The organism is Pseudomonas sp. Irchel s3h9 (assembly GCF_900187475.1).
Classification (GTDB): domain Bacteria; phylum Pseudomonadota; class Gammaproteobacteria; order Pseudomonadales; family Pseudomonadaceae; genus Aquipseudomonas; species Aquipseudomonas neuropathica.
The window spans coordinates 120,833-147,470 of record NZ_FYDH01000012.1 but is presented as its reverse complement, the minus strand read 5'-3'; the positions used below and the strand labels follow the sequence as shown (position 1 = coordinate 147,470).

The window sequence follows — 26,638 nt, the reverse complement described above, 5'->3', positions numbered from 1 at the left end:
AATTAGATAATTTCAGCCACATCACTGCAATGTTTACAAAAATCACCCACTACAAATTCAACGATAGAGTCAGGATCGCGATTCGGCTTATCGACTCCCACTATAAAAACGTGCTCACCAGAGCCCCCAATCCTAAAGTTGGCCGAAGTAAGCCTTCGATGCTTGATCTTATTAAGCAACTTCTCTAAAGACAGTGCACTCCCTAAAAATGGCAGCACTCCATTACCCGGACCCAAGGCAGATAGATCATCTTGCTGCACACGGGTTACAGGTGAAGCAGACAATGCTCTTGGAATATTTAGTTGAGCTTCTAGCGCGGATCCGGTGTAGCAGCCATCAGACTGCATTTGGTCTCTGGCCCTCATGATCTGGTTAACAACATGATCTAAATACTGCATTGCCTCCTGACTTGCACGTGCGGCACGCTGAAAATCCTTCGGTGTTCTTTTCCAGGCACTCAGAAAAACAACTGAAGTATTTTCCAGTTGATAAATGCATTCAGCCATAGAAGGTGGCGAACCTGCCCCATCCCCATTCAAAAAAGTTGCATTACCCATTTTTATACAACCCTCATTATCACAGGATGTCCACGACCCTGTTCAACCTATAAAAGCGCTACTTTTAGCGCCATCAAAGAAACAACATTTTCAATCTAATGGCACGCAAAGGTAACTTAGCGGCAAAACAAACCTTTCTTTAAGCAAATCAAGGTACTCAGTATCTTCTACATCCAAAGGCTGCCGACCAACGGCAACCAGTTTTATATCTTTCTTTCGTACTTTGGCGTGGTAGGCATACTCAAGCAGTTGCCCAATGGAGTGCCGAAGAACCGAGCGCGGCAAAATGTCCGACTTGATCTCATAGAGTATGAGTGAATCCTCGGTCTCTACAGCGACATCAATATATTCGCGCTCAGCCCGAACCATCTCATGAGGATAAATGCCCCTGAGTTGCTGAAGCAGCTTCTCCTGCATCCTTGCATGCTCAAACGTGCGTTGATAGGTAATCGTTCTTGTCGTGGACGTGATTTTTGGAATGGTGATGAAATCCTTGCCCGCAGGTTTACGCCTTGTGACTGGAACTTGATCGCCGTGTACAACCACCGAGTAAAGCTGATAACGCTTACATCGATCTATGATCGGATCGCCTGACTTCGAATACTCATCAGCATCATAGAGGGTGACGTTGTCCAGACGAAATCTGATGTTAAATACAAACGGTGCATACTTTTCATGTCCCAAGTTTCCTGGTTCATGACCAAGCTCCGCGATCTCATCACACATCGTTTGGAACCAGCCGTTTCTTTGAAACAACTCAAGCGTGCCCTGCGCCTGCTGATCAGAAAGGCACTCGACCTCTGTAATCTCACCTACGTATCGACGCTTCGACTTTGGTTCAATACTAAAAAGGTGTAAGTCAAAAGGCTGCGCGTTTTTCAGCAATCGCTTGCGACTTTTGTTTACACCCTGAACAAACGCGTAGCGCCAACCGTCAACGGTCCACTCATCCCTGAACAGCCATTCCTCGTGTCCGAACCCGAATTGGCGTGTGTAAGACCCTTTGACCTCCTTCGCTTGCGCAACGCCTGAGGGTTTTTTCCATCCGTCCGTGTTGTAACAAAGCCTCGTCAGATACTTCATCGCTGCTCCTTGCACATATGATATCAATTAGGCATCACTGTATAGCGCATCGAGACTTGAAGCCATAGACACATCGCATTGTCAGCTCGTATTTAGCCGAACAATTCGCCTGGTCACTCTAGTCAAATCTATTGTCCGTCCGTCACAAACCTGTCACCCGCCCTGCCTCTTCACTCCTTCTTCTTTAACACCTTATTCACGTAATACCTCAAACTCCATCGATCCTTCGGCCGCGGCTTATAGTGCGTTTTATTCCTCTGCCCCGGCTCCCCACCCACCGCACTCGCCGTGTAGTAATAAAGCGCAATCGACCGCCGAGTGATGTGCTCCGGCGTAGTCAACGGCTCCGGATGCCCGTGATTGCTGTCCTTATCCGTATTAAAAATCACACACCGGTTATAAATCGGCAGCACCTTCTTCAGGCACTTCTTCATCCCCACATCCCAAAGCTCCAGGTTGCCGCCATACGCCTCCTGCCAGTCCTCGGTCAGGTAAATGATCACGTTCAACCGCCGCTCAACATTGAGCTTTTTGTTCAGCCGAAAATCCGAATGCACGCCGAGGAAGCCGCCGGTTTTGGTTTCGTGCAGGCCGCCGCCGGCGAAATAAGGGTCAGGAATCAGGCCTTGGATGCCGGTGAGTTTTTCTAGGAATTCGAGCATCGGGGCGGAGTTGAAGGTGTTGAACACGTTCTTCAGGTACGGGCTGCAGGCGTTGGGGCTGATCTGGCGTTTGAGTTGGCCTTTGTAGCCGCGCTCGTAGGTCTGTTCGTTGTCGGTCGGTTCGACCGGGAAGTGTTCGCGGATGCTGGCGATGACGTCTGCTTGCAGAAAGTTGTCGATGACGATGTGCGGGAATGGCGTGGCTTGGGTGTATTCGTGGGTCAGCGATTCGCCGAAAGCGCTGGCGGCGTTTTGGTCGAAGTCGAGTTCCGGGGTCAGGGTGATGGGGAGTATTTGTGTGTTGGCTTGCATTGCCGCTCCGATGATTTTGGGCTTCCAGGGCTGGGCAAACAGGGGCTGGGGCTTGGCGCGGTGCCTGTGTTTGCTTGCTGAGTACAGTGGCGAGCAGGTTGCCATGTCGGCGATTGGCTGCCGAGTGTCCTTTGCTTAAACGTGGCGCGGCGGTGTTACGGCATGTTTCCGGCTGTCACAAACCGGTCATATTTCCTCTGCTAACCTCCTCGGCGCCCTACCCTACACCCCTGTCCTAGAGCCCCCAACCGAAGGTGCCGCCAAGGTGTTTCCGACTCCTGTTCGCCAGCAAATTATCCTGCGCTCCGACAACCTCCGTTCGGACGACTTCGGTGCACTTTTTTCGAAGTTGTTTGGTAATCGCTATGCGGACAATCCGCCGCTGCCGTCGAACATCATTATTGGCGGGGTTTATGGGCGACATGAGGGGGTGAGTTTTCGGCGGATGCATTATCACGGTGATTTCACCGTTGCCTTCCCCGATCCACAGGACGAGATCACATTCGTCATTCCCACTGCTGGCAAGATTGTTTTCAACCATGCCACCGAATCCGTTGGTGTGTCGCACGTGGGGCTGGCGATTGATAAGGCGGATATCCGTTCGATGCGTTTTCTGGATGACCACGCGCATCACGGGATGTCGATCAACCGTCATCAGCTCACTGAGCGGTTATCGGCACTGTTGGATAAACCGATTCTGCAGAAGATCGTTTTTGAGCCGAGTGTGGATCTGAATTCGGCAGCGTTTCAGGGGATCAAGGCGTTGATCGATCTAGCCACCGGCACTGAGTTTGATCTGCTGATCAATAGCGGGACGTTGATGCCATCGCGGTTGCGCGAGATGTTGATTGATGCGGTGTTGGAGGCGTGGCCGCATAACTATTCCGAGGCATTGCGGCGGCCTACGGCGATGGTTGCGCCGCGACATGTGAAGTTGGCGGTGGAGTTTATTCAGGCGCATCCGGAGCAGTTGGTCAGTGGCGTGGATCTGGCGCGGTTGAGTCATGTCAGTCAGCGGGCGTTGCAGGAGGGGTTTCGGCATTTTGTCGGGATGTCGATTGTGGGGTATCAGCGGCAGGTGCGGCTGGAGCGGGCTTATGAGGTATTAAAGCGACGGGGTTCGGGGTCGGTGACGGAGGTGGCGTTGCGGTTTGGGTTTAGCAATGTGGGGCGGTTTTGTCGGTATTTTCAGGGGGCTTATGGGGTGAGTCCTGCGGAAATTAGGGCACGGGGATGAATTGTTGAGCAGCTTGAAAAACAATCTATGGCGGGCTGTGTCCAATTAATTGAAAAACAGCCCGCCTCCTCTCACTATTAATAATGAGGGGAATTTCCACCTAAGAATCTAATTATCTCTCAGTTGCCTTAGTCATATAGGCTAGAGACAGTGGATACTCCTCCAGCGTTTTGAGAATTATATCAACTGCAGTTCGCCGACCAAAAATTCTGTGAAGCGCGTCAAAACTGTCCTCTGACCCAGATGAAGTATCACTAGCTAACAGAACTGCGACCCAGAGCCTGCTTTTGCTAGCAAGCTTTGTGCTAACAGAGGTAGAAAAGAATCCAAAAATCAAACCTGAAACCAAAGACGAAAAGATGAAAAAACCGCTAGAACTAGCTTTCCATTCTGCTTTGCTCTGACTGAGCCCTAATATGGACCGTCCAAAATCACTCGAAGAAAATATCAAAAACAACATTCCCAAAATAGTACCGACGAGCACGCATCTTCTGACCAACCTATTATGCATAGCCGAGATAAGAATCAATCTAAACCACCGGCTAAATGCAATTGGCTTATTAGCACCAACAAGCAAGTCGAAAGCGGAAAAAATAATTTCACGATGAGAGTAGCGCTGACGCAAATGAAAAATAAACAGCTCAGAGAAAAAACCGAATATTTCGGGAGAGCTAGATCTCACCAATTCAATTTCGCCATCCATTGCTTCCTTTATTGAACGATAAAACATCTTCTCGATATCGAGAGTACTATAAGCTTGAACCTTGGCAGCCAACATTTCATAAAACGACTTGTGAGCAAACCGAAACGCGCCCCTCTGACTTAAGTCATTCACTAAAATACCATGTGTTCTGACGTCAGTGAGAATTGCTTCTATTGCGTCCTCATCTCGCAAAAAACGTTCCTTCAAGGGAGGACGATCCGTTTCTAACACCACATTATCAGATATGTGGCAATCGTGAGGATACGCCTTATACAGGCGCTGAATCGCGGCCTGCAAATCTAATGGTGCAACTTGATTTGTACGACCTCTAGAGGCCATATAAGCAGCCAGCCCCTCATGAAAATATCTGCGCTCAGTGGTGGTTAACACCATAAATCCCAAACGCGACTCCTTCATCTGCTGCCGCGAATAACTATGCATGACGAATTTATCAATAACTTGAGCGGAGGATATATTCCCCTGCAATAACAACGGCCGAATTTCACCCCAAAGCTTTGCCACGATATAAAGCAGTGAAGGTCTAGCCACAATGTCCAATATCTGCTTACTTGATCGCGCAGCGCTCAAGATTTCATTTGCTGTCACTTCATCAACCCAACGGAGGCTTCCTTTAATCTTTGACTCATCAAAAGCACACAAGTGTAAGACATCGCAAAGGGGACCGGAAACACTTTCCTGCGACCCTTTAAAAACAACATTTAACTCCCGATCTTCGAAAAACAAATTTCGCCGCCCGGTGAATACTATTTTGCTTTTCTGGAAAGCGAACTGCCAAAGGGACCGGAAATGGGCAACTCGCGCCTCTACGCTAGCAATATTTGCCATCTCATCGAAACCTTCAAAAATAAGAATAAGCCGACCAGCAATCAGCAGTTTCATAAGAGCTGCCGCTTGAAGTTGATATTGCTGCGCCCAAGCAGCAAGTAACTCAGGAGGAGCCAAATTGGCCGGACTTTTACCGCGTAACTCTAGTAAAATCGGAACTCTTCCGGCGGAGGATTGTAGTTGTGATTTATAGGATTGATAAACATACATCAAAGCCCCGGTACTCTTTCCCTGACCGTACTCCCCCATGATGGCCACCTGCTTTCCTGGAGGACGCCTTGCCCAGTCCGCCAAGTACCCTCCAAAATCGTCTGCGATGACATCCTTACCAACGGAATCACTTGACAAGCTAGAAGGCGTGTAAATATCTCGAATAGTTAAATCTGATTCCGCAAAGCAGTCCTTCTCGACTCTTCTAACCACATCGTTAAAATAATCAGAAAAATCAACTATATGCTCATATAAGAATTTTTCAGAAAGCACTACTAACCCATTATATCTTTCGCGCCCGTCGATCAGTAAGAAATCACTTGGCACCGATTGAACAATAAGATACAACTCTGCCGTCGCCGAGCAATTCGCGGCAAATGTCTTAAATATATCTATCTGCCCATCACTAGGAAAGTCGATTAAACATAAAACAAAAATGTCCTTTTTTAAGACCTTATCTCGACCAGACCACACCTTTTCACGCTGATGCCAGCCCCCTAGCCCAGCGGCACCGAATGAAACGGAAGGCGCCCAAAGCTCAAACAGTTCGCGGGCATGGTCGTGCCAAACCAAGTTTGGCTCTTCTGGAATAACAACGGGATCAACTCGACGTTCCTTTTCATATAACTTACGTCTGGGCTGAACCTTCACCACACGTACGACTTCATCCAACGCCTGAGAAATCAAGCCAGTAGACTGTTTCATACGACGCTTGTTTTCTTCATCAGCAGAAATTGCGCCCTGCCAACTCCTGTGGGACTTAAAAATCAAAGTAATTGCGAAACCGACTACTATTACCATCAAAACTTGCTCGCTGAGTGGCGCGGGCGGCGTATCCGGTACGGGAGCCCCCAGGATCCTTGATATCAATCCAACAATTTGATCAGGGATGCTTTGTTTCGAGGAAATCGATGTCAAGCACAACGTCACCAACGCGACAATTGCGGTTAAACACTTAATCGCATATTGCTCTCGGGTATTACTAACCTTACTCTTCTCTGAAGAATAAAAAACATACCCCAACAAAACCAGACTTAAAACCAAAAGCGACCCTACAACTATTGACAACATAAACACCCTTAACTCTCAAAATAATTCAACAACACTCGAAAAAGCGGCTGAAATTAATAGCCCACCCACTCACCCAAACAACTCAACCCAAACAACTCAACCCAAAGACACACGCAAGTAACTTAGCAGCAATGAAAAATCACTCCGCAACGAGCTTAGGTACTCCTCATCATCACTACACAAAATCTGTCGACCCGCGGCAATCAATCTAATCGCCTTTTTTGATGCTAGAGCATGGCAAGCATATTCAAGTAGTTGCCCGATGGAATGCCACAATACAGAGCGCGGCGAAGTATCAGAATTAATTTCATACAGAATCAGACAATCCTGACTCTCGACGACTATATCGATATATTCACGCTCAGCTAGAACCATATTCGGAGAGTAGACTTTCCAGAGTTGCCGAAGCAAGTTCCCCTCAACTCTTGCATGCTCGTACGTGCGCTGATAAGTGATCGTTCTTGTCGCCGACTTGATTTTTGGAATGGTAATGAATTCCGCGCCCGCTGGTTTACGCTTTGTACTTAGAGCTTGATCTCTTTGTACAACCACAGAGTAAAGCTGATAACGCTTACATCGCTCAATGATTGGATCGCCTAACTTCGAATATTCACCAGCATCATAGAGTGTAACGTTGTCCAGACGAAATCGGATGTTGAATATAATCGGCGCATACCTTTCATGTCCAAAGTTTCCAAGGTTGTGGCCCAGTTCGGCAATCTCGTTACACATCGTTTGGAACCAGCCGTTTCGTTGAAACAGCTCAAGCGTGCCCTGCGCCTGTTGATCAGAAAGGCACTCGACCTCTGTAATCGCACCAACGTATCGACGCTTTGATTTTGGCTCAATACTAAAAAGATGTAAGTCGAAGGGCTGCTCGTGATTAAGCAAACGCTTGCGGCTTTTGTTTACTTCCTGAACGAACGTATCGCTCCAGCCATCAAAGTCCCACTCATCCCTGAGCAGCCATTCCCCGTACCCGAAACCGAATTGACGAGGGTAAGAGCCTTTGACCTCCTTCGCTTGCGCAACACCTGAGGGGTTTTTCCATCCGTCCGTGTTGTAATAAAGCCTCATCAGATACTTCATCGTTGCTCCCTGCACGCATGATATCAAGTGGACATTACTTTATATCGCCTCGGGACTCGAAGCCAGTGACAAGTTCATTTCAACCATGCCACTGAGTCCGTCGGCGTGTGCCATTGGCTTGGCGATTGATAAGGCGGACATCCGCTCAATGCGGTTCTTTGATGATCAAGCATGTCAATCAATCGCCATCAGCTCACCGAGCGGCTGTCGGCGCTGTTGGATGAACTGATTCTGCAGAAGATTGTTTTTGAACCCAGCGTTGATCTGAATTTGGCAGCGTTTCAGGGGCTCAAGGCGTTGATTGATATGGGCACGGGGACGGAGTTTGATCTGTTGATCAAAAGCGAGGCATTGCGGCGGCCAACGGCGATGGTTGCGCCTCGGCATGTGAAGTTGGCGGTGGAGTTTATTAAGGCGCATCCGGGGCAGTTGTAGAGTGGTGTGGATCTGGCGCGGTTGAGCAATGTGAGTCAGCGCGCATTGCAGGAGGGGTTTCGGCGGTTTGTCGGGATGTCGATTGTGGCGTATCAGCGGCAGGTACGGCTGGAGCGGGCTTATGAGGTGTTGAAGCAGCGGGGTTCGGGGTCGGTGACGGAGGTGGCGTTGCGGTTCGGGTTTAGTAATGTGGGGCGGTTTTGTCGGTATTTTCAGGGGGCATATGGGGTGAGTCCGGCGGATTTGCGCGGGCGGGATTGATCGGTTCTTAAGCTGGAATGCTAATTGTGGGAGCGAGCTTGCTCGCGAAGGCGGTGGGCCAGTCAACACTGATGTTGTCTGGTCTGACGCTTTCGCGAGCAGGCTCGCTCCTACAGTTTTTTTGTTTTTTAGAACGCGTAACTGGCCTTGAGGCCGCCGTTGAAGCCGTGGCTGTCGCCACCGCCATTGGCGCCGACTTCTGCGCCGAGGCTGAGGGCGCCGAGGCTGGCCATGAGGTTGACGCCGCCGCTGAACTGGTCGCGATTATCAAACGCGGCGCGTTGTTCGATGTCGAGGCCCAGCAGGTGGCTTTGGCTGTCGACCTGGTTGTCGCCCAGTGTGCGTTCGTAACCCACTTGCACGCTCGGCACCAGTTGCCATGCGCCCATCGCCACCGGGGCGAAGGCGACGTTGAGGTTGGCGACAGCGCTGCGGCGGGTGGAGGTGTTGTCGTCGACGTCGAGTGACAGTTCGCTGCCCTTCTCTTTGAAGCCGTTGAGGTCGAGGTGGCTGACTCGGAAGCCCAGGCTCGGCTCGAAGGTCATGCCGTTGACCGGGGCGCGGTAGCCGAGGGCGACGGTGGCGCCGGTGAGGTTGCCATGGGTGTCGCCTTTCGCGGTGCCGAGGCCGCCGCCGAGGTCGCGTTTGCTGTCGTAGTCGACGTAGCCGGCGCTGGCGTTGGCATCGAGGAACAAGCCTTGTTCGAGGCTGGTGAAGCCGTAACGGGCGCCGACGTTGAGGAAGGTGAAGTCGGTGTCGGCTTCGCCACCCGCGCCGCCAACCGTGCCTTTGCTGTAGCCGAAGCCGCCGCGTGCGCTGAGTTGTTCGCTGAAGCGCTGGGTGATGCCGACCATCAGGCCTTGGCTGTGTTCGTTGCTGCTGTCGGCGTGGGCCGAGCCGTCGGTGCCGAGGTAGCCGGCGAGCGCGGTGGTCCAGAGGCGATATTGGCCGACCTTGAGGTCAGTGCCGCTGGCGAATGGCGCGGCGGCTTGTTCGATCATCGCGTTTTGCCGCAGCAGGTAGCTGGCGGCATCGGCGTGCACCTGGCCGCCGACCTGCGATTCGACACCGCCAAGGGTGCCGGCGTCGATGGCGGATTGCAGGTAGTAGTTGTAGGCGCTGTAGGTGCCGGACAGGTTGGTGTTCTGCAATTGGCGGAGCAGTTCGGCGCCGGCGGCGGCGTTGCCGATCAGCCCGGCCTGCCCCGGCAGGCTGTTGTATTCGACCAGTTTGCCGCGCAGCACATAGATGGTTTCCTGCGACAGGCCGAGGCCTTGTTTGAGGTAGTTGTCCATGCTGCCGTATTGCGCGGTGACTTCGTCGAGGCCGGCTTGCAGGTAGCTGGCCTGCACGCCGAGCAGCGGCTCGTAGATCGCGGCCATGCTCGGCGGCAGCGCTTTCAGCGTGGCGGCGACACGGGCGGCGGTGTAGTCGTTGGTGGCGAGGTAGTTGGCCATGATGGTCGCATTGTCGACGCCGGCGATGCTCTGCAACACGGCGGCGGTCCAGCCAGTGCGATCCTTGCCGGCGGTGCAGTGGAACAGTTGCGCGGCGTCGACGCTGGCGAGTTCATTGAACAGTTTGCCGAACTGGCCGCGCATGCCGGCGTCGCTGACGAAGGCGCGGTTGGTCTGCTCCATCATGGCGATGGCGTCGGCGGCACTTTTGAAGGAGATATTGGTGATGTTCGCGCCGGACGTGGTGCTGCCGATGATGTCGATGTTCTGGTAGGTCGCACCGCTCAGCATTGTGTCGGGGGTCGCGGCGATTTCGCTGGGGGTGCGCAGGTCGTAGACGGCTTTGATGCCGAGGCTGTTGAGGGTCTCCAGATCGCTGGCCGTCGGCGTCAGCGCGTTGGAGCGGTAGAACACGCCGCTGCGCATCGTGCCGTCGTGGGCCGTGGTGTACGCGGTGGTGATGCCGGCGACGTCGCGGAAGTTGTCGATGCCTTGCAGGCGCGGCGTGTCGAGCGGCACAGACTCGGCAGCGTGGGCGGCGGCGATGGACAGGCTCAGTACGGACAGCGAACACAGAAGACGTTGAAACACGGTGCAGCCTCATTGTTTAAGCGTTGGGCTGGTCACTATGGGTAGGCAAGTGATACTGAATATGACAGTTTTGCTTTGAACGAAAATGGCCGCGCGATCGGGCCGTAGGGTGCGTGATTGGTCCATCCACCGGCAGAGAAAGTCTCAGGAATTAACGAAAATGGAAGATCTGATTCGAATGGCAACACGCGAAGATGCCGCGAACATCAGTGAGCTCATCGTGAATACTTTGCGTGTGTCCAATGGGCGCGACTATTCGCCAGACGTTATAGAGCAGGTGCAGCGCAGCTTTTCGCCGCAGGCGATTCTCAGCTTGCTGGGCAAACGTCAGGTTTACGTGGCGACTTTGAATAAACACATCGTGGCAACCGCCAGTCTTGAGCAGGACGTGGTTCGCAGCGTGTTTGTCGCGCCGGATTGCCAGGGAAAAGGGCTGGGTAAGCGGCTGATGGAAAAACTTCATTCGGTTGCCGTTGGCCAGGGTTTCACAACGCTGCGTGTACCCTCTTCGATCACGGCTGAAGGTTTTTATCGATCGCTTGGGTTCGACAGGGTTCGAGACGAATATCACGGTGCCGAACATACGATCATCATGCAAAAGCGATGGTGATGGCAGTGCCGAACTCATCGTAGAACCCTTGCAGGAGTGAACCTGTTCGCCATGGCGGTCGGCCATCTGAGGTGATGTTGACTGAAAAGCCCCCATCACGAGCAGAAAAAGACCTGAAGGCATCAGCGCAAACTCAATCGACGATGAACAGTTTCGCTCCAGTAGCGGTGAAGGATCGATGGCCTTCGGCGTCGTTGCCTACCTGGTAACTCATACCGGGAGTCAATGTGAACTGGCGGCCATCCTCCAGTTCGGTCTGCAACTGCCCTTCCAGGCACAGGAGGATATGGCCGCGCCAGCACCAATGATCAGCGAGGTAGCCGGGACTGTACTCGACCATCCGCACGCGCGTTGCGCCAAACTGGCAGGTTCGCCACCAAGCCGTGCCGGTTACCCCGGCATGCGCCTCCGGTTCAATGGTTGACCAATCGGTGGTACCGAAAGGAATGGCGGTGAGATCCATGGCTACCTCGTTGATGTTCGCGAAGCGCGCAAGGTATCAACGAGGGAATTGTGCCGATAGATACAGACAGCTCGGATTTGCGGGATACAGACTCTGAACACGGTCCTTGTGGAAGCTGGCTTGCCAGTAATGAGGCCCGGTCACGCAGCTCACAGAACGCAGAGAAACCAAACAGTCCGGGCAATCAGTTAAGTTGATCTGGAGCAGTATTTACCCTACACGGCAGCCGTAATCTGTAATGGCTGAAAACAGCCGTGCTGTGCGCACGTCACAGGCCTTGAGGCCAAGGTGGCGCTAAATGAACAAAAAACGCATTGTCTGGGGGAGCATTCTCCTGGGCCTTCCGTGTGTCTTGCTTCCGGTCCTTTTGATGGGTTACGTCGCCTGGATGTTGAATCTGGCAGCGGCTCAGCAACGTCTGGAAATCCTCGCTTCCGTCGCCTCCAGCCGTGCCCATGGCACCTTCAGTGAAGCGGCCGGCGCGCTGAAATCCATCGCTGGGTCGCGTCTCGCGCCGTGCACGCCGGAAAGCATCGACGAGATGCGCCTGTTGACCATCAACACGCTCTCGGTAAAGTCGATCGGTTACGTCGAAGAAGAGATTTATGCCTGCGGTTCCTGGGGCCCGGTCGGGCAGCATGCGGCGCCGTGGCGCGAGGACTTCACCACCGCGGATGGCGTGCGTGTGTCGCTCGGTGTGCAGTCGCGCATCGTTGCGGCCAAGCCGATGATGGCGCTGCAGTACGCGGCGTTCAACGTGCTGGTCGATCCCGAGCAGTTTCTGCAGGTGATGCTTGATGAGGATTTGCACCTGGCGGTCGGCACCGCGTCCGGGCAATTGGTCAGCACCTCGCGCCCGGGCGCGGAACACTTTCTTGCTCGCGTACATTCCGGCCCGCACTCGGGCCTTGCCGACGGCTACCTCTACACCCTCGTGCACAGCGGCGACTGGGTCGCCATCGCCGCGCTGTCGCGCCATGAGCTGATGCAAGGGCTGATCCGCCGTGAATTGATGCTGTTGCCGATCGGTGGCTTGCTCGCAGGTGTGCTGGTGTTGCTGATCGTGCGCCGCACCCGGCAACGTCTGTCGCCGCTGGCGGAACTGCAACTGGCGGTGCGCAATCGCGAGTTCGTTGTTCACTATCAACCGATCATCCGCCTCAGCGACGGTGCCTGCGTCGGCGCGGAGGCACTGGTGCGCTGGCAGCATCCGGACGGCTCGCGGGTGTGCCCCGATGCGTTTATTCCACTGGCCGAGCACAGTGGTTTGATTCTGCCGATCACCGATCAGGTCATCGACAATGTGATGCGCGACCTCGGCCCGTTGCTGGTCAAGGAGCGCGGCTTGCACGTGGCAATCAACCTGGCGGCGAAGGACGTCAGCAGTGGCCGTTTCCTGCCAATACTCGACGCTGCGTTACGCCGCGCCAACGTGCAGCAAAAGCAGATCTGGCTGGAGGCCACCGAGCGCGGCTTCGTTGAGATTGATGCGGCCCGCACCACCGTCAATCGCGCCCGTGAGCTGGGTTATCTGGCGGCCATTGACGATTTCGGCACGGGTTTTTCGAGTCTTCAGCATTTGCAGCAATTGCCGCTGGATGTGCTGAAGATCGACAAATCGTTCGTCGACAACATCGATCAGGATGCAGCCACCGGATCAGTGACTGGCCACATTATCGAAATGGCCAAGAGCCTGCGTCTGCAAATAGTCGCCGAAGGCATCGAGACCGAAGCCCAGAGCGATTACCTGCGCGATCACGGCGTGCATTTTGGTCAGGGCTGGCTGTTTGGCAAGGCGATGCCGGCGGGTGAGTTTTTACAGTTCTATCAAGACCGGACAACCGTGCTTGTCGACCATCCAGCGCTAGAAAGCGTGTAACTATCGACGAGCCCCGGACAAGCCACCCGCCAGCCGATCAAGAATCTGCACGAGCTCAGGTCGCGTCCATTTTTCCCACGGCACGACCTCCTTGTTATCACCGGTGTGCCAATGCTCTCCGGAATCAAACGCGAGGTAGATGGAAAAAGCCGGCTCGGGCATTTCGGCATCCATGCCGAGGTTGACGATATCGCTGAACAACAGATTCATCACCTCGTCGCATGCGTGAAAGTTGCGTACACCGCTAAGGAACTGATCGGCCATGGCAATCGCGACTTGATTCAACAGGTCGCGAGGATTCATCTGCACAGCCTGACAAATAAGGCTCAAGTCGTGAATCGTGTCTTGCTCCAGAATTTGCAAAACGTAAGCAAGATCAGCGCGGCTCAGGGTCGGCAAGACGTGTCCTCCGGGCGTACAGTGAAGTGTGCGCGCAGCATGCGATGAATCGCCGCCCTTGCCAACATTTGCCTCACGCTTCAATTGGTCTGGCTGACCACCTTGATGTGCGTGATCCCTACTCGCTCGGCATGTTCAAGAATCTGCTCGGGCGTTGAATCCGCTGTAGGCATGATCAAGCCGTTTTCCGCATCGCCCAGATGCAGTTCCAGCAGATGCATCGCAGCCTCGTGCTTGGCCAACTGCTGCTCCTTGAGTTCAAGCAGAAAAGTCCGAGGCTCGCCGTTGAATAGATATTTGATGTGATAGGTGTACATGATGTCATCCACGTCAGTAGGAAAAGGCACTGATTATCCTGACGTGACGGTCAGTTTTTAGTTCAAATTGAATCGCCTCTCTGACCAATCCGGAATTCATGGCAAACTTTTTCCTTGCCGAGGCGTCCCTTTCTTAAACCCCCAACCGGCTGATTTCAGCCAAGGACTGGCGATGACCTTTTTCATTTTTCTTCTGGCCTGCGCTGCGGCGGCAGCCACCGGCGTGATGTTCAAACCAGGGCCGTGGTACGAAGGGCTGAACAAACCCGGTTTCACCCCGCCCAATTGGGCGTTCCCGGTGGCCTGGACGATTATCTATCTGCTGCTGGCCTGGGCCGGTTACCGCTTGAGCCTGATCCCCGGCAGCCAGACCGTGCTGGCGTTGTGGGCGGCGCAGATTGCGTTGAACACGCTGTGGACGCCGGTGTTCTTCGGCGCGCATCAGGTGCTGGCGGCGATGGTGATTCTCACCGTGTTGTGGCTGGTGGTCGCGGCGATGGTGGTGCTGGCGATACAACTGGACCTGATCACTGGCTTGATCCTGTTTCCTTATCTGGCGTGGCTGTGCGTTGCCGCGGCGTTGAATTTTTCCATCCTGATCAAGAACCGCTGATGACCAGTGCCAATCGGGGCAGTGCAACGCCATGGCCGCAGGGCGAGCGCGAGTTGGCGCAGGTGCGCGCCTTCAACAGGAAGCTGGCCTGGCTGCCGCGGTTCAAGATCCGCAACCGCCTGACGCCACGCTTGATTCAAGCGCTGTTGCGCGCGAGTCAGATTGGCGGCTCGGGCGCGTTGCGCAAGCTTGGCCTGACCGCTGAGCGTAAGCTGATTGATAACGTACCGGTGCGCATCATCCGCCCTAAAGGCCCGGCGAAAGGCGTGGTGCTGGATTTTCACGGTGGCGGCTGGGTGATCGGCAATGCGCAGATGGACGACAACTTCAACGCGGCCATTGTTGAGACCTGCGAAGTGACTGTGGTTTCGGTCGACTATCGATTAGCGGTTTCGACGCCGATTGAGGGTCTGCTGCAAGACTGCCTCAACGCTACGCGCGGAGTATTGAGTGATGCCGAATTTGCCGGTCTGCCCGTGGTGGTGGTCGGTGAATCGGCGGGCGGCCATCTGGCGGCGGCGACCTTGTTGGCGCTGAAGCAATGGCCCGATTTACTGCAACGTATCAACGGCGCACTGCTGTATTACGGCGTCTACGACCTCACCGGAACGCCAAGCGTACGCAACGCGCCTGCGGACACACTGGTGCTGGACGGCCCCGGCATGGTCGAGGCGTTGCGCTTGCTCACACCCGAACTGACCGACGAGCAGCGCCGTCAGCCATCGCTGTCTCCGCTGTACGGCGACTTCAGCGGCCTCCCGCCCGCGCTGCTGTTTGCCGGTGAACTCGATCCGCTACGCGACGACACACTCGACATCGCCAAACGTTGGGCGCAAGCGGCCCCGGTCGAAATGTACATGCTGCCCTCCTCGCCTCACGGTTTCATTCACTTCCCCACGGCAATCGCTCAAGGCGTGCTGGCCTACAGCCGGAAATGGATTTCGGCGCGCGTCGAGGCCGTTGGTTCGCCACAAACGCCAGCAGCGGCACCGTCTCATTGAGTCCACCGACTTAGCTCTAGAGTCGGGGTTAAAGTAAGATCTGTCCGCAACTCCTTGGTTGAGGAGACAGGCTAATGAATACGAAGGGATAACGTGAACCTACGAGATGAAATCGAGAGGACTTTTCAAGGCAAAGCCTTTGCCCGACCTCTTTTCTATTCCTGCCCCGGAGGTCTGCGCTTCGAGCTCTCCGAAACGGGTGGGATCATTGAGCAGTTCCTGACCGCCCTACGAAAATCGACAACGATCTGCAGCGATATCTTTTCTGACGCGGCAACGTTTGTGGCGTGTCTGCGCACTCACTCAGGCAACCATGGCTTTACTCATCGGGCCGCGATTCGGGCATTTCGATCTGCCGGCATTGATATTCCTCCTGAACGCTCAATCTGGAGCGAGGAGATAGATGTCGAAGAATGGTATTGCGAAGAAGAGCCTGAGTACTGGATCAACATCGCGTTCGAAGCGCCGATCACAAGCCTTCAAGCATTTCTCTGGTGCGCGTTGACTAAAGATTTTGGCGCTATTGAGCCCAATCCCCACTGTGATGTGTATCTGTTCAATCTGCCGAAACAGGTCATGGTTTTTCCCTACGACGACAGAGGCATGGATGTCGTCGGCCCTAATGCACCGCTGCTTTCGCAACTATACGAGCGGCACAATCAATACCTGCTTGACTATGACCGCTCGGCCATGGACGCCACGTTCGCAGGGGCGCGTTAGTCGCTACACCGGACGCTGGCATCAGCGACGAATCCAAAAAGGGAGCTTTTGGGCGTGAGCAATACTGGGGGCGCAATATGGAAATAGATCGTCTGCTCAAGAAGCGGCAACTCAATGTGCAGGAACAGAATACGGTGACTGCCCATCGCCTGAAGGAAACCGCTCGATTCTGGCGTGATACCAATATTCCCGAGGCCTTGACACGTTTCGGCGAGCGCCAAGGTGTTGATTGGTCAGAAACCGTCGTACTTGATCTTGAAGTCGACTTTCCCGGAATGCCACGCCTGTATGGCTTGATCCTCGATCAAGCGGAACGGTTCATAGCGTTTCAAATTGACACCGACAGTGATCATCTACACGTAGAGTTCGTAAGCCAATGGGAGGATGTCTCGGCGCATCAGAACTATTCGGCTTCCGAGCGCGGCACTGGCAAAGGCTTTGCTGTGCTTGCGTTGCAGGTCAGGCGGGAAGTGCTTGCACAACGATAGGTGTCGGTTTTCAGGCATAGGTTTCCTCTCCCTGGAAGGCCGACAACCGCCGCGCTCAGGCGATGTAGAAAAAGTACAGCGCCAAACCCAGCAACTGCATGAGCAACAGGATGGAGAGCAAATGATTGCAGCCCTTCCACGCCTTGCTCACCGGTTGGTTTTTTGCCACTCGGTAGCGAAGATAACTGTCGAGCGAAAGCGACGCCGTGGGGATCAACACGAACAAAAACGTCAAAAAGAAATTAAACATTTCCTTTGTCCATCGACTCCCAACACGAAACCGGATTTGTTCGCTGCATCGTGCGCTGCTCAAGTTGTCTGAGCAGACAGCTTAGCTGATCGGCATGCCCCCGGAATCCGTGGGGTTCTCCGCCGCAGTGATCCCGGGCAACGACACTCGATGGGGACAAGTCGGTGACATGCAAACCCTCAAGTCCGCCATTCAATGGCAGAATCCCCTGACCCTGATGATTTCGGAGACCACAATGCTGCGCGTGTTTGAACAACGACTCGACCCCTTCCCGCCCGACGAAGCACCACCCCCGCCCGTCGGCCTGATGCGGTTCCTGTGGGCCTGCACGCGCGGTGCACGCGGTTATATCCTCGCGCTGGCGCTGCTCAGTGCCGGCGTGTCGATCTACGAAGCCTGGCTGTTTTCCTTTCTCGGCCAGGTCGTCGATCTGCTCTCGACGTGGCAGGCCGGCGGTGGAGTCAACGCGCAGGAAAGTCGTGTGCTGTGGGGCATCGGTATTGTGCTGTTTATCAGCATCGGGCTGGTGGCGCTGCGCACCATGGTTCAGCATCAGATCCTCGCGATCAATCTGCCGTTGCGGCTGCGCTGGGACTTCCATCGGCTGATGCTGCGGCAAAGCCTTTCGTTCTTTTCCGATGAGTTCTCCGGGCGGGTCACGACCAAGGTCATGCAGACCGCACTGGCCGTGCGCGAAGTGTTGTTCACCCTCATCGAAATCGCACCGGGCATCGGCGTTTACTTCATTGCGATCATCGCCCTGGCCGGCGGCTTTGCCCTGAAACTGATGCTGCCGTTCATTATCTGGGTCGCGTTGTTCGGGCTGGCCATGGTGTACTTTGTGCCGCGTCTGGGTCAGGTCGGTCAGGAGCAGGCTGATGCGCGATCGTCGATGACCGGGCGCATTGCCGACGCCTACACCAACATCACCACGGTAAAACTGTTCTCGCACTCCAAGCGTGAAGCGCACTTCGCACGCGCGGCGATGGAGGATTTCAAGCTCACCGGGTTCCGCCAGATGCGTCTGGTCAGCCAGTTCGAGATCGTCAATCAGGCGCTGGTGGTCGGGCTGATTATCGGTGCCGGCGGCTATGCCCTGTGGCTGTGGCATCTGGGTCAGGTCGGCACCGGCGCGGTGGCGGCGATTACCGCCATGGCGCTGCGCATCAACGGCATGTCGCACTGGATCATGTGGCAGATGACGTCGCTGTTCGAAAACATCGGCACCGTGCAGGACGGCATGGCCACCCTCACCCGTGGCCCCAAAGTGCAGGACGCGCCGAACGCCGGCGTGCTGGTGCCGGCGGGCGGCGCGGTGACGTTCGATAAGGTGAACTTCAACTACAACGGCGAACGTCAGGTCCTCGACAACTTGAGCCTGAGCATCCGCGCTGGCGAGAAAATCGGCCTGGTCGGCCGCTCCGGTGCGGGCAAATCGACGCTGATCAATCTGCTGCTGCGCTTCTATGATGTCGACAGCGGTGAAATCCGCATCGACGGCCAGAACATCGCGCACGTGACGCAAGACAGTCTGCGCAGCGCCATCGGCATGGTCACCCAAGACACATCGCTGCTGCACCGCTCGATTCGCGACAACATCGCCTACGGCCGCCCGGACGCCACCGACGAAGATATCCGCCGCGCCGCCGCCAATGCGCAGGCCGACGGCTTCATCAGCCAACTGAGCGACAAGCAAGGCCACAGCGGCTACGACACTCTGGTCTGCGAGCGCGGCATCAAACTCTCCGGCGGCCAGCGCCAACGCATCGCCATCGCCCGAGTGATGCTGAAGAACGCGCCGATCCTGCTGCTCGACGAAGCCACCAGCGCGCTGGACTCGGAAGTCGAAGTCGCCATCCAGGAAAGCCTTGATGAAATGATGCAGGGTAAGACCGTCATCGCTATTGCCCATCGCTTGTCGACGATTGCCGCGATGGATCGACTGATTGTCATGGATGAGGGGCGGATTATCGAGCAAGGGACGCACACTGAGTTGCTGAGCAGAAACGGTATTTATGCGCGGCTCTGGCAGCATCAGAGTGGTGGGTTTCTCGGTGAGGATCAGGGCGTGGCGGCGGCGATGGATCAGGCTTGAGGGTGTGGGGCTGAGTGGGGAGCAGTCGCTTGTGAGCGACTGCTATCGGCCATTATCGGAAAGTGGTCTAAACGTCCAATGGCCAACAAAAACGTCAATTGCATATTAGTCATTTGCCCCAATTGCCTCAGGTGCGCTTACTTTTCTGGGAAGGAATCGTTTCTTGTTTGAAATAACGAAATGAACCTGCCGATTGTCATCAACAAAAATACAAACGAACAAGACCCGAATTCAAAGATCCGGGTCCTGTTCGCTTTATCTGAAACTGCCTTCAGGAGAGGCTTTTACCAAGCGTAGCGGTAGCCGAGGTTCACCGAATAAGGCTGTTCGATACCATCGCCTTTGGTGTACTCCGCGTCGATGAAGAACTTGTGCTTCTCGGCGGTTTGCAGGATCGCCCCGCCACCGATTTCGGCCCGCGAACCTGGCAATTTGCTGTCCAGACTTACGTCGTTAACGCTCACATGGCTGTCACCGGCATGTTCGGTAATCCACGATGCTTTGGCGTATGGCTGCACAGTCATACCGTTATTCAGCTTCATGTTACGACCGAACAGGCTGCCAACTCGGCTCTGAACAGAAGTAACGGCATCCTGCTCGACTTTCAAGCCATTGCTTGCGGTGTAATCGCCACTGCCCACGCGGAACGCTTGCACTTCCAGCTGTGGTTCGACGAACCAGCCTTGTCCAAGATCGATTTGCTTGCCAACTTCGACGCTCGCCGCAATTGCGTGATTCTTGTATTTACCGTCGACCTTCTGGCCCATATTGCTGGTGATATCGACCTTGTTGTCCAAGTGGGTGTATTTCAGCACGCTGTCAACGTACACGCCGTTTTGATCGATGTAGGTTGCATAGGTGCCGAGCATGGCGCTGTCGATGTGGCCTTTGCTGCCTTCGCCGAAGTTCTGACGAGCCTCACCTTGTCCGGCCATACCGCCGAGGTACAGCTTGCCGTTGTAGAAAGGAATGGCCTTGTCGGCGCCAATCTCGAAACCGTTGACCTGCTGCTCAAAGGCACGGCTGGAACCTGTATCGATGCGCTGCTCCTTGCCGAAGCCACGTGTCCACAGACCGCCCTCATCATTGCCCATACGCAACTCGCCCAGTCGTTTGGTCAAGGCATTCATCTGCGCACCGATGAGTCCCGTGGCCGCCGCCTGTTGAGCGATGGCAGCGTTCGCGCCCTTACTCAGGTTCTCTGGTTGAGGATTGCTGATAATGGGTTCAATGGGCGCAACGATGTCTCCGGCACCGCCAGCGGTATCACCCACTGGCCCCTCGCCACCGCCCGCATCCTGTGCAGTACCAGCCAGGTACCAGTCATCGCCGCGCTGCTCGAGGCCATAACGGAAGGCACCCACGTCGACTTTGCCGCCGTACAAATCGAACTTGCCCGCGCCGCCGTTGGTATCCACCAGCATCAGTGCACCACCTTGGGCCTGGTGGCCGGAGTCGGCAACGACCAGCGTGTGCTCCCCGTCAACTTGTCCTTCAACCTTGAGCAAGTCGCCTTGCAGCGTTGCCAGGTCAGTGTTGAGCAAGAAGCTGCCATTGCCGCTCAAATTGCCCACCGTCAGCGTTTTGAACAAGCCGTTGGCGTGGTCGAAATTGACACGGCCGTCGTTCAACGAAAGAGCACCCAACGAAGAGTCGCCAGTCATTGTCCAGGCGCTTCCACTGTTTACACCCAGTTTATCCAGCCATTGCGCTGCACCTTGCCAGGTCGAACCATTTTCAAGGTTGATGCTGCTGTCTAGCGTGTGATCATGATCGATCGACACGTCGCCTTTCAGTCGCGACCCATTGGTGGCGGCCAGTGTCATACGTTCGATTTTCTTGCCGCTAGTCTCCACGCTACGGGAACCCATCAAGATGTTGCCTTCAATCGTTGAACCGTCAGCGGTCACATCAACACCGGCGAGAACCCCTCCCTTGATGGCATAGTCATTGGAGCTGACCAGGCTGTTTTTGAGATGAACGCTATGCTGGCCCGATGTCAGAGCGGCGATCCCGACGGCGGTCGTGCCATTGACCACAACACGTGAGTCTTCGAGGCTCAACGATGAACCGACGTCCGTGCCTACATAGACACCGTAGCTGCCATTACCATTGAGAGCGATATCGACATTCTTACCGATGACAGTACCCCCAGATGCAGAGTAGAGACCGATGCCGCCGTGCTCACCGTGGATGCGGACATTATCGAACGTTGCTTTCCCGCCATCGATTTTGCTGCTCCAGAGGCCGTGTTCCCCTAAATCCACTTCACTGTTAGTCAAGTTGAGGGTTGAGCCTGCAGATGCCCGGAGCATAGGTCCTGATCCGTCGCTGGTGATCTTCACATTGTTCGCATTGACCACACCTCCCTGTTTGGCCGAGATGGCAGTGGCCGTGGAGTGCAGGTTTGACGACTCGACATTCACCGTCCCTCCAACATCAGCAAATACGGCTTCGGCGTTAGAGTTGATGTCCATGTTCTTGACATCAACGGTCGCCCCTTGGGATGCCTGAGCACCATAGGCGTACCCTGATCCGGTGGTGGTTATGCTGCCGCCGTCCAGACTTATGTAAGCCCCCTCTCCTGAGGCCAGCGCTCCACGACTGTTGTCCCCTGAAGTACTGATCGCAATATCGTCCGCCACCACCGTCCCGCCTGCGGTGGCGTATATTCCGTAGCCCCTGCTATTGGTTGTTTTAATGGAGCCTCCGCGAACGTTGACGTTGCTGGTCCCCGTTGTTGCAATTCCATACCCGTTGGCTCCGAGGGTAACGATATCGAGATTGCTGACATCAGCCGTCGCATTCGTCACGAGCAGGCCCGAACCTGTGCTATTGATCTGCACATTGTTACCACTTAGCTGGCTTGCTTCTTTGATATCCAACGCGACGCTGTTGCCCAGCGTAGCGACCTCGGTGTTTTGAAGGTTTACCTTAGAGCCACCAGACGCCACCAACCCAGGCGTATTGGCCATGAGGGAATTCACGGTCATGCCGATCAAGTTCAGCGTGGAGCTGGTTTCTACCAGCACAGCGCCCAAGCCAGTGCCTGAAGTGCTGAGAATACCGTTGCTCCAAGTCGCATCACCGACATTCATAACCCGCAATGCAGGGTTGTTGTCACCTGATGTCACCATTTTCCCGGTACCGTTATAGATCGTACCGTCGACGAGCACACCAGTGGCGTGCCCCATGCTGGAAAAGGCCAACAACAAGCTGGCAGACAACGTGCTCAAGGGAAAAGCCGGGGCTCTTGAAGATAAGCGCGCAACGCTGTTTCGCGATTTTAGTTCGCCAGACGCCGACTCCGACGGCACCGTAAAATAGGTGCACGTGCGATTCCATATAGTTCGGTAGATGCTGTTCATAAATCTCTCATTCATTGATTTTTTTCAGGACAGGCTTAAACAAGCCGGCGCTCGAAAGTCACTGGGGAGAAATTTGAACAGGAAATTTAGCGGCAAAAATTCAGGCTTTTCCGACGGAAATGTAGGACTTTTCCTACGAGTGAGCTGATCTTTTTGGCACTCAGCAACTCGTATCACCGTCTACTTCCAGATGAACCTAGCGGAATCGAGTGGTCAGTATTGGTCGGGAGTGGACGTTCTGACGTTTCATGGAAAACGGCAAGGAGAAACGGTCAATGGACTTCATTATCGATTTGATAGCTCATCGAATTGGCGTGTTTGTGTTGGGCTTACTGAGTGGCGGCCGTTTCAAGGGTGAGAGTGGTTTTGCCTGGGGCTGGGCAGTTGTCGTCGGTGGACTGATTCTGCTATCTCCATTCGCAGCGCTAATAGCTGTGCTCATCTATACCAGTGGCCAATGAATTGATGTCTGTAATGGGTCAGAAGCTGCGTTTCTCGAACGGTAGCTTCTGGCCGACAGCAGTCATTCGTGTGCGGATATCGCCCAGAAGCAATTATCCAAGACGTGGAAACATTTACCCGCTATTCGTCAAAACGCACTCCATCGATGACCTACCTTTTGATGGACACACATTTTCAACCCATTGGCACCGCAAACACCGCACTGGCCCGCGCCACCGTGCGCTCCCCAACATGCAAACTGACAGCAGCAAACGCCAACTGCCGGCCTTTTTTCGAGTACTCCAAACGCACTTCCAGCCACTCGTTCATCTGCACCGCGCCGAGATAATCCAGGGTCATGCTCGCCGTGATCAATGGCTGTGGAGGGTCGCTGGAAAACGCCATGGCGTAACCCATCCCGACATCGGCCAACGTCGCCAATACCCCGCCATGCAAGGTGCCACGGCCATTCGCATGGCGTGAGTCGGTCAATAAACCCAGTTCCAGTTGCAGCCCGCTGCCCCTCGCGTAGATCGGGCCCAGCAAATCAAGCAACGGGCTGCTGCGGGTAAACGCGGTGAAACCTTCGGGAATTGCGATGGCGTCCATGGTCCCTCCTGGTGCCGGTGACTCACCGGCTTCATTGACCTTAATGGGAGGGTTTATTGGCAATCGTCTGATGGAGCAAGAACTATACGGATGCGAAATCTCCAGTGATCAACTGTCGAAGCAGGACCGACCGATCATCCCGTGGACGCCAGATCGCCACGTTCCATCATTCGAACACTGGCAAACGTCGATTCGTTGCGCGCTTGGTCGAGCGTCGTCAGCGGCTTGATTGTTGACGGCTGCGCTACCGGTTTGCGACTCATCTCAGAGCCGGAGCGCTCATCACTCGGCGGCACGCCAAAGTGCTCGCGGTAGCATTTGGAGAAATGCGGCGTTGAGACGAACCCACACACGTACGCCAGCTCAACGATCGACAAGGACGTCTGCTTGAGCAGTTGTCGTGCGCGAATCAGCCGCAACCGCAAGTAGTAGCGCGACGGTGTGCATTGCAGGTATTTCTGAAACAACCGCTCCAGCTGTCGCCGTGACAGGTCGACGTATTCGGCCAGATTATCCAGATCGATCGGTTCCTCGAGATTGGCCTCCATCAACGCCACCACTTCTTGCAGCTTGGGCTGGTGCGTGCCGACCACATGCTTGAGCGGTACGCGTTGGTGATCCTGCTCATTGCGGATGCGCTCGTAGACGAACATCTCGGAGATGGCGGTGGCCAGTTCACGACCATGATCGCGCGCAATCAGGTGCAGCATCATGTCCAGCGGCGCGGTGCCACCGGAGCTGGTGAAGCGGTTGCGGTCGAGGGTAAACAGACTGGTGCTGACGCTCACACGCGGAAAAGCTTCCTGCATCGCCGCCAGAAATTCCCAGTGCACGCTGCACTCATATCCGTCGAGCAACCCGGCTTTGGCGAGCGCCCAGCTACCGGTGCAGACCCCGCCCAAGCGCTTGGACTGTCGCGCCAAAGCTTGCAGCCACGTCGTGTGCTCGCGGGTAATTGCGCTCTGGATGCCGACGCCACCGCAGACGATAACCGTGTCCGCCACGGAGGGATTGCTCCACGACCCATCCGGGGTGATCGGCACGCCATCGCTGGCCCAGACCGCCGCGCCATTGGGGCTGAAGGTATGCCAGCGATACAACGTTCGCCCCGTCAGTTGATTGGCCATGCGCAAGGGCTCGACGGCGGACGCCAATGACATCAGGGTAAATTTGTCCAACAGCAGAAACCCGACGGATTGGGTTGCACCGTCGGCTACGGAGGGGGTCGATGACATCATGGCCTCATAAAAATCGGTCGCGACGCAGGCGTCTGCCATTCCCTCCGACAAACGTGGAGGGAGTATCAGGTTCGGCGCAAATGCCTACCCCACCGACGTAACCCTCGCCGTCGGCGCAGGATGACGCGACGTCAACAGGCCAATAAAGGAAATCCCCAGCGCCAGGCCAATGGTTGTCGTGACTTCAGTGCGGTGTTGCGGGGTGATCATCATCACCGCCAGCGCGGCGCAGATGAACACGATCACCAGCCACGTCAACCAGGGAAACAGCCACATGCGGAAGGTCAGCTCGACGTTGCGCTGTTGCAATATCCGCCGCATGCGCAACTGCGACACCGCGATGGCGAGGTACACCAACAGGGCAATCGCTCCGGAGCTGGCCAGCAGGAATTCAAACAGCCCGGCAGGCATGAAGTAGCTCCACACAGTGATCGACGCACCGAGCACGGTGCTGGCGATAACCGCTGCGCGCGGCACACCCTCAGAAGAGGTCGCCTTCAGCGCTTTCGGTGCATCGCCACGCCGGCCCAGCGAGTACAGCATCCGCGAAGCAATGTAGATCGAGGAGTTCATGCAACTGGCCACGGCAATCAGCACGACGACGTCGACCATGAACTTGGCGTGGGGAATGTTCATGATTTCCAGAGCGCGCTGATAAGAGCCGACCGAGGCCAGCAACGGATCATTCCAGGGCACCACGGAGATCACCACGAAGATCGACAGCAGGTAAAACACGCCAATGCGCCAGATTACCGAACGCGTGGCCTTGGCAATGTTTCGCGACGGGTCGTTGGATTCGGCGGCGGCGATGGTCACCGCTTCGGTACCGATGAAGCTGAACATGATGGTGATGAAAGCGCCGACCACCGCCGACAAGCCATTGGGCGCAAACCCACCGTGCTCGGCCATCAACCCACTCAAGCCGCTGACTTCACGATCCGGCACCCAGCCCATCAACACGGCAAAACCGACGCCGATAAAACCGATGATCGCCACGACCTTGGCCATGGCGAACCAGAACTCGAATTCACCGTACTTGGCCACGCTGAACAGGTTGGTCACCACCAGCGCAATGATCGAGCCCAACGCGAACAGCCAGGCATCGACCTGCGGAAACCATTGGTTCAGCACATGCCCGGCGGCGAGCGCTTCGATGGGAATCACCAAAACCCAGAACCACCAGTAGAGCCAACCGATGGTGAAACCGGCCCAGCGTCCGATGGCCTGGTCGGCATAGGTCGAGAACGAGCCAGTGTCGGGGTTAGCCACCGCCATCTCACCGAGCATGCGCATGACCAGCACGACGAGCAAACCGGAGAACAGATAAGCCAGCAGAACCGCCGGCCCCGCCGCCGCAATGGCATGTCCTGAACCTACGAACAATCCGGCGCCGATAATCCCGGCAATGGACAACATAGTGACGTGACGAGGCTTGAAGCCCTGCGCCAATTGGCTACTCGAATCCGTTGAGTTCGGGCTGATCATTGGTTTTTTTATTCTCTGCTGAACGACATTCAAGCGAGTTGACCAAGGCAATCGAGCACTGTCGTTGCCTGCCGAGCCCCCGAAAGAAGCCCCCTTCAACTGCCGCAGTTCTTATCAACCCCATGATCTGGATGGGATTATTTTGATG

At 55.3% G+C, this 26,638-nt stretch carries 23 protein-coding genes and 1 pseudogene; 10 read left to right on the top strand and 14 right to left on the bottom strand.

Annotation, left to right across the window (positions count from 1 at the left end):
* Positions 1-2: 2 nt before the first annotated feature.
* The 3 genes from CKW26_RS20565 to CKW26_RS20555 form a co-directional block, all read right to left on the bottom strand.
* Positions 3-557: a hypothetical protein gene (locus CKW26_RS20565; RefSeq protein ID WP_095049935.1), complete on the bottom strand. Its 555-nt coding sequence runs from the start codon at positions 555-557 to the stop codon at positions 3-5.
* Between the two features lie 90 nt (positions 558-647).
* Positions 648-1,640 carry a hypothetical protein gene (locus CKW26_RS20560; RefSeq protein WP_095049934.1) on the bottom strand — a complete coding sequence of 331 codons (993 nt, stop codon included), beginning with the start codon at positions 1,638-1,640 and terminating at the stop codon, positions 648-650.
* A gap of 170 nt (positions 1,641-1,810) precedes the next feature.
* Positions 1,811-2,614 carry a 2OG-Fe(II) oxygenase gene (locus CKW26_RS20555; protein ID WP_095049933.1) on the bottom strand — a complete coding sequence of 268 codons (804 nt, stop codon included), beginning with the start codon at positions 2,612-2,614 and terminating at the stop codon, positions 1,811-1,813.
* Between the two features lie 265 nt (positions 2,615-2,879).
* Here CKW26_RS20555 and CKW26_RS20550 point away from each other — a divergent pair, with 265 nt between their 5' ends.
* The gene (locus tag CKW26_RS20550; RefSeq protein ID WP_095049932.1) at positions 2,880-3,851 is read left to right on the top strand and encodes an AraC family transcriptional regulator; all 972 of its coding nucleotides are present in this window, start codon (positions 2,880-2,882) and stop codon (positions 3,849-3,851) included.
* Positions 3,852-3,963: 112 nt separating this feature from the next.
* Here the strand turns inward: CKW26_RS20550 and CKW26_RS20545 are convergent, their stop codons facing one another.
* On the bottom strand, positions 3,964-6,681 hold the full coding sequence (locus tag CKW26_RS20545; RefSeq protein ID WP_141231872.1) for an NACHT domain-containing NTPase: 2,718 nt from the start codon (positions 6,679-6,681) through the stop codon (positions 3,964-3,966).
* 96 nt (positions 6,682-6,777) lie between these two features.
* On the bottom strand, positions 6,778-7,770 hold the full coding sequence (locus CKW26_RS20540) for a hypothetical protein (RefSeq protein WP_095049930.1): 993 nt from the start codon (positions 7,768-7,770) through the stop codon (positions 6,778-6,780).
* Between the two features lie 69 nt (positions 7,771-7,839).
* On the opposite strand from CKW26_RS20540, the pseudogene CKW26_RS20535 reads away from it, so the two are divergent.
* Positions 7,840-8,466 (top strand): annotated as a pseudogene (locus tag CKW26_RS20535) (helix-turn-helix domain-containing protein); the annotation flags it as partial.
* A gap of 128 nt (positions 8,467-8,594) precedes the next feature.
* Here CKW26_RS20535 and CKW26_RS20530 read toward each other — a convergent pair.
* A complete protein-coding gene (locus CKW26_RS20530) occupies positions 8,595-10,514 on the bottom strand; it encodes a tyrosine-protein phosphatase (protein WP_095049929.1) in 1,920 nt (639 codons plus the stop codon).
* A gap of 160 nt (positions 10,515-10,674) precedes the next feature.
* Here CKW26_RS20530 and CKW26_RS20525 point away from each other — a divergent pair, with 160 nt between their 5' ends.
* The gene (locus tag CKW26_RS20525) at positions 10,675-11,124 is read left to right on the top strand and encodes a GNAT family N-acetyltransferase (protein ID WP_095049928.1); all 450 of its coding nucleotides are present in this window, start codon (positions 10,675-10,677) and stop codon (positions 11,122-11,124) included.
* Between the two features lie 133 nt (positions 11,125-11,257).
* Here the strand turns inward: CKW26_RS20525 and CKW26_RS20520 are convergent, their stop codons facing one another.
* Entirely contained in the window at positions 11,258-11,587 is a 330-nt protein-coding gene (locus tag CKW26_RS20520) for a DHCW motif cupin fold protein (RefSeq protein ID WP_095049927.1), read from the bottom strand.
* Positions 11,588-11,957: 370 nt separating this feature from the next.
* Here CKW26_RS20520 and CKW26_RS20515 point away from each other — a divergent pair, with 370 nt between their 5' ends.
* Entirely contained in the window at positions 11,958-13,466 is a 1,509-nt protein-coding gene (locus tag CKW26_RS20515; protein WP_256579935.1) for an EAL domain-containing protein, read from the top strand.
* Here the strand turns inward: CKW26_RS20515 and CKW26_RS20510 are convergent, their stop codons facing one another.
* Together CKW26_RS20510 and CKW26_RS20505 are read right to left on the bottom strand one after the other, a co-directional pair.
* Complete coding sequence (locus CKW26_RS20510; protein WP_256579934.1) at positions 13,467-13,949, bottom strand: hypothetical protein; 483 nt, start codon at positions 13,947-13,949, stop codon at positions 13,467-13,469.
* Positions 13,946-14,212, bottom strand: coding sequence for a hypothetical protein (locus CKW26_RS20505; RefSeq protein WP_095049924.1), 267 nt, complete (start codon positions 14,210-14,212; stop codon positions 13,946-13,948). The genes CKW26_RS20510 and CKW26_RS20505 overlap by 4 nt, the downstream gene beginning before the upstream one ends.
* 142 nt (positions 14,213-14,354) lie before the next feature.
* On the opposite strand from CKW26_RS20505, the gene CKW26_RS20500 reads away from it, so the two are divergent.
* The 4 genes from CKW26_RS20500 (at position 14,355) to CKW26_RS20485 (ending at position 17,004) form a co-directional block, all read left to right on the top strand.
* Positions 14,355-14,795: a TspO/MBR family protein gene (locus tag CKW26_RS20500; RefSeq protein ID WP_095049923.1), complete on the top strand. Its 441-nt coding sequence runs from the start codon at positions 14,355-14,357 to the stop codon at positions 14,793-14,795.
* Positions 14,795-15,796, top strand: a complete 1,002-nt coding sequence (locus tag CKW26_RS20495; RefSeq protein ID WP_095049922.1) for an alpha/beta hydrolase — start codon at positions 14,795-14,797, stop codon at positions 15,794-15,796. The genes CKW26_RS20500 and CKW26_RS20495 overlap by 1 nt, the downstream gene beginning before the upstream one ends.
* Before the next feature lie 93 nt (positions 15,797-15,889).
* Positions 15,890-16,516, top strand: coding sequence for a DUF3885 domain-containing protein (locus CKW26_RS20490; protein ID WP_095049921.1), 627 nt, complete (start codon positions 15,890-15,892; stop codon positions 16,514-16,516).
* 77 nt (positions 16,517-16,593) lie between these two features.
* The gene (locus CKW26_RS20485; protein WP_095049920.1) at positions 16,594-17,004 is read left to right on the top strand and encodes a hypothetical protein; all 411 of its coding nucleotides are present in this window, start codon (positions 16,594-16,596) and stop codon (positions 17,002-17,004) included.
* Positions 17,005-17,059: 55 nt separating this feature from the next.
* Here CKW26_RS20485 and CKW26_RS20480 read toward each other — a convergent pair whose 3' ends face one another.
* Entirely contained in the window at positions 17,060-17,254 is a 195-nt protein-coding gene (locus tag CKW26_RS20480) for a hypothetical protein (RefSeq protein WP_095049919.1), read from the bottom strand.
* Positions 17,255-17,489: 235 nt separating this feature from the next.
* On the opposite strand from CKW26_RS20480, the gene CKW26_RS20475 reads away from it, so the two are divergent.
* A complete protein-coding gene (locus tag CKW26_RS20475; RefSeq protein WP_095049987.1) occupies positions 17,490-19,349 on the top strand; it encodes an ABC transporter ATP-binding protein in 1,860 nt (619 codons plus the stop codon).
* A gap of 284 nt (positions 19,350-19,633) precedes the next feature.
* Here CKW26_RS20475 and CKW26_RS20470 read toward each other — a convergent pair whose 3' ends face one another.
* Complete coding sequence (locus CKW26_RS20470; RefSeq protein ID WP_177409268.1) at positions 19,634-22,717, bottom strand: autotransporter outer membrane beta-barrel domain-containing protein; 3,084 nt, start codon at positions 22,715-22,717, stop codon at positions 19,634-19,636.
* Between the two features lie 275 nt (positions 22,718-22,992).
* Here CKW26_RS20470 and CKW26_RS20465 point away from each other — a divergent pair, with 275 nt between their 5' ends.
* A complete protein-coding gene (locus tag CKW26_RS20465; protein WP_095049917.1) occupies positions 22,993-23,178 on the top strand; it encodes a hypothetical protein in 186 nt (61 codons plus the stop codon).
* Between the two features lie 175 nt (positions 23,179-23,353).
* Here CKW26_RS20465 and CKW26_RS20460 read toward each other — a convergent pair whose 3' ends face one another.
* The 3 genes from CKW26_RS20460 to gabP form a co-directional block, all read right to left on the bottom strand.
* The gene (locus CKW26_RS20460) at positions 23,354-23,767 is read right to left on the bottom strand and encodes a PaaI family thioesterase (protein WP_095049916.1); all 414 of its coding nucleotides are present in this window, start codon (positions 23,765-23,767) and stop codon (positions 23,354-23,356) included.
* A 134-nt stretch (positions 23,768-23,901) separates the two neighbouring features.
* A complete protein-coding gene (locus CKW26_RS20455; RefSeq protein WP_095049986.1) occupies positions 23,902-25,002 on the bottom strand; it encodes a GlxA family transcriptional regulator in 1,101 nt (366 codons plus the stop codon).
* An 87-nt stretch (positions 25,003-25,089) separates the two neighbouring features.
* Positions 25,090-26,490, bottom strand: coding sequence for a GABA permease (gene gabP / locus CKW26_RS20450; RefSeq protein WP_095049915.1), 1,401 nt, complete (start codon positions 26,488-26,490; stop codon positions 25,090-25,092).
* Positions 26,491-26,638 lie beyond the last annotated feature (148 nt).

Coding starts and splice junctions, on each gene's coding strand:
- CKW26_RS20470 (WP_177409268.1), bottom strand. CDS start 22,717: ATGAACAGCATCTACCGAACTATATGGAATCGCACGTGCACCTATTTT.
- CKW26_RS20515 (WP_256579935.1), top strand. CDS start 11,958: ATGGGTTACGTCGCCTGGATGTTGAATCTGGCAGCGGCTCAGCAACGT.
- CKW26_RS20495 (WP_095049922.1), top strand. CDS start 14,795: ATGACCAGTGCCAATCGGGGCAGTGCAACGCCATGGCCGCAGGGCGAG.
- CKW26_RS20455 (WP_095049986.1), bottom strand. CDS start 25,002: ATGTCATCGACCCCCTCCGTAGCCGACGGTGCAACCCAATCCGTCGGG.
- CKW26_RS20465 (WP_095049917.1), top strand. CDS start 22,993: ATGGACTTCATTATCGATTTGATAGCTCATCGAATTGGCGTGTTTGTG.
- CKW26_RS20525 (WP_095049928.1), top strand. CDS start 10,675: ATGGAAGATCTGATTCGAATGGCAACACGCGAAGATGCCGCGAACATC.
- CKW26_RS20560 (WP_095049934.1), bottom strand. CDS start 1,640: ATGAAGTATCTGACGAGGCTTTGTTACAACACGGACGGATGGAAAAAA.
- CKW26_RS20565 (WP_095049935.1), bottom strand. CDS start 557: ATGGGTAATGCAACTTTTTTGAATGGGGATGGGGCAGGTTCGCCACCT.
- CKW26_RS20460 (WP_095049916.1), bottom strand. CDS start 23,767: ATGGACGCCATCGCAATTCCCGAAGGTTTCACCGCGTTTACCCGCAGC.
- CKW26_RS20545 (WP_141231872.1), bottom strand. CDS start 6,681: ATGTTGTCAATAGTTGTAGGGTCGCTTTTGGTTTTAAGTCTGGTTTTG.
- CKW26_RS20485 (WP_095049920.1), top strand. CDS start 16,594: ATGGAAATAGATCGTCTGCTCAAGAAGCGGCAACTCAATGTGCAGGAA.
- CKW26_RS20520 (WP_095049927.1), bottom strand. CDS start 11,587: ATGGATCTCACCGCCATTCCTTTCGGTACCACCGATTGGTCAACCATT.
- CKW26_RS20475 (WP_095049987.1), top strand. CDS start 17,490: ATGCTGCGCGTGTTTGAACAACGACTCGACCCCTTCCCGCCCGACGAA.
- CKW26_RS20480 (WP_095049919.1), bottom strand. CDS start 17,254: ATGTTTAATTTCTTTTTGACGTTTTTGTTCGTGTTGATCCCCACGGCG.
- gabP (WP_095049915.1), bottom strand. CDS start 26,490: ATGATCAGCCCGAACTCAACGGATTCGAGTAGCCAATTGGCGCAGGGC.
- CKW26_RS20540 (WP_095049930.1), bottom strand. CDS start 7,770: ATGAAGTATCTGATGAGGCTTTATTACAACACGGACGGATGGAAAAAC.
- CKW26_RS20555 (WP_095049933.1), bottom strand. CDS start 2,614: ATGCAAGCCAACACACAAATACTCCCCATCACCCTGACCCCGGAACTC.
- CKW26_RS20500 (WP_095049923.1), top strand. CDS start 14,355: ATGACCTTTTTCATTTTTCTTCTGGCCTGCGCTGCGGCGGCAGCCACC.